Source organism: Acetobacter musti (assembly GCF_011516835.1).
GTDB classification, from domain to species: domain Bacteria; phylum Pseudomonadota; class Alphaproteobacteria; order Acetobacterales; family Acetobacteraceae; genus Acetobacter; species Acetobacter musti.
Genome location: NZ_WOTB01000091.1, coordinates 1 through 2,041, shown reverse-complemented (window position 1 = coordinate 2,041; position 2,041 = coordinate 1). Strand labels below are relative to the sequence as shown.

General features: G+C 62.7%; 3 protein-coding genes. All 3 read right to left on the bottom strand.

Translation table 11 applies throughout. From position 1 onward, the window contains the following. Positions 1-399: NAD(P)H-dependent oxidoreductase (locus tag GOB93_RS20805; protein ID WP_173585260.1), on the bottom strand; the 399-nt coding region annotated here is incomplete at its 3' end. A 25-nt stretch (positions 400-424) separates the two neighbouring features. After that, positions 425-1,720 (bottom strand): arsenic transporter, encoded by a 1,296-nt coding sequence (locus tag GOB93_RS20800; RefSeq protein WP_043550798.1) that lies wholly within the window; start codon positions 1,718-1,720, stop codon positions 425-427. Then, the coding region (locus tag GOB93_RS20795; protein ID WP_173585259.1) for an ArsC/Spx/MgsR family protein at positions 1,720-2,041 on the bottom strand (322 nt) is incomplete at its 5' end. The genes GOB93_RS20795 and GOB93_RS20800, both read right to left, overlap by 1 nt.

Genomic DNA, 2,041 nt, shown 5'->3' with positions numbered 1-2,041 from the left:
GCCCTGCGTCGGGCGGATCGAGCCTTCCGTCAGGGGCAACCAGTCGATCTGGTTCTTGAACACGGCAGTGATGTTGCCGTGCCGTTCGGGGCTGCACCAGACCTGGCCTTCCGACCAGATCGACAGTTCACGCAGTTCCTGAACCTTTGGATGCGTGACGGGTACGGAATCCGCGACCGGCAGGCCAGTCGGGTCGAATACCCGTGTCTCGGCCCCCAGCACGTTCAGGATGCGTTCGGCCTCCAGCACCAGCAGGCGGCTGAAGGACCGAGGACGCAGCGAGCCATACAGCAGCAGGATGCGTGGTGGGTGGTCAACCCGTGGTTGCGGTTCCAATCGTGCGAGATCGACCTGTTCGAGATACTCCGGGTGCAGGGCGGGCATTTCCGGCTTGGACATCGTTCCGTCAGATCCTTCGGTCTTGTCAGGGATGGCTGATCAGGGGCAGCCACAAGGCCAGTGCGGCAAGTGTGACCAGCAGGACGGGTGGCGTGATCACCAGACCCACCGTCATGTATTGCCCCCAAGTGACCCGATGGTTTTTGGATGCCAGCACATGCAGCCACAGCAGGGTGGCGAGACTGCCGATTGGGGTAAATTTCGGCCCGAGGTCACAGCCAATGACGTTGGCATAAACCATCAGGTCGCGGGTCAGAGGCGTAATGTCGTGCGCCTGCTGGATCGCCAGCGCGCCGACCAGAACGCTGGGCATGTTGTTCATAACCGACGACAGGACCGCCGCCAGAAAGCCGGTGCCAATCGTGGCGATGAACGGACCCTGATGGCCAAGCCAGACCAGTGCCGCCGCAAGGTGATCGGTCAGTCCGGCATTACGCAGCCCGTAGACCACCAGATACATGCCCAGCGAGAAGAACACGATCTGCCACGGGGCGCCCCGCAGCACCCGGCGGACGGGAATGACCTTTCCATATCCGGCGACGACCAGCAGGGTAACGGCAGCCAGGCAGGCCACGATACAGACCGGAATATGAAATGGCGCGGTCAGGAAATAAGCCGCCAGCACCAGGGCCAGCAGCGGAAAAGCCGCGCGGAACACATGCCGGTCACGAATGGCGGTGGCGGGTGCTGGCAGTTCGGCGACGGGATAGGTCTGGGGCACCTGCCGCCGATACCAGAGCCACAGCACGGCAAGTGTCGCGCCAAGGGCGGCCAGATCAACGGGGACCATGATCGCGGCGTAGCGGTCAAAGGGAATGTCGAAGAAATTGGCGCTGACGATGTTCACCAGATTGGAAATCACCAGCGGCAGGCTGGTTGTATCCGCGACAAAGCCGGTCGCGATAATAAAGGCGAGCGAAGCGGCGAGGCTCAGGCGAAGCTGGGTGAGGATGGCGATGACGATCGGTGTCAGCAGCAGGGCCGCACCATCATTGGCGAACACGGCCGCGATGGCCGCCCCCAGCAGCACAATCAACGGAAACAGCGTCCGGCCTCGCCCTTTGCCCCAGCGCACCACATGGAGGGCCGCCCAATGGAAGAACCCGGCCCCATCCAGAAGCAGCGAGATGATGATCAGCGCTACAAAGGTGAAGGTGGCGTCCCAGACGATGTGCCAGACGACCGGAATATCGTGCCAGTGGATCACACCCGTCGCCAGTGCCACGGCGGCACCGGTCATAGCGCTCCAGCCGATACCGAGACCCCGAGGCTGCCAGATGACAAAAACGAGGGTGGCCACGAAAATAACCAGAGCCAGCATCAGACGATCAGCTTTCCGGATTCATCGACGATCTTCTCGCCGTCCTCTTTGACGAAAGCGCCCCGCTGCGGGTTGGGCAGGATTTCCAGAGCCGCCTCGGACGGACGGCAGAGCGCAACACCGAGGGGGGTGACGACGATCGGCCGGTTCATCAGGATCGGGTGTGCGATCATGGCGTCGATCAGCGTATCGTCCGTCAGGGCCGGGTTATCGAGGCCGAGTTCGTGAAAGGGCGTGCCCTTTTCCCGCAGGATCGCGCGCACCGGAACCCCCATACGGGCGATCAGATCGACCAGTTCCGCGCGGCTGGGTGGCGTTTTC

Bases quoted from the DNA above. Each gene is read 5' to 3' on its own strand.
- GOB93_RS20800 (WP_043550798.1), bottom strand. From the start codon at position 1,720: ATGCTGGCTCTGGTTATTTTCGTGGCCACCCTCGTTTTTGTCATCTGG.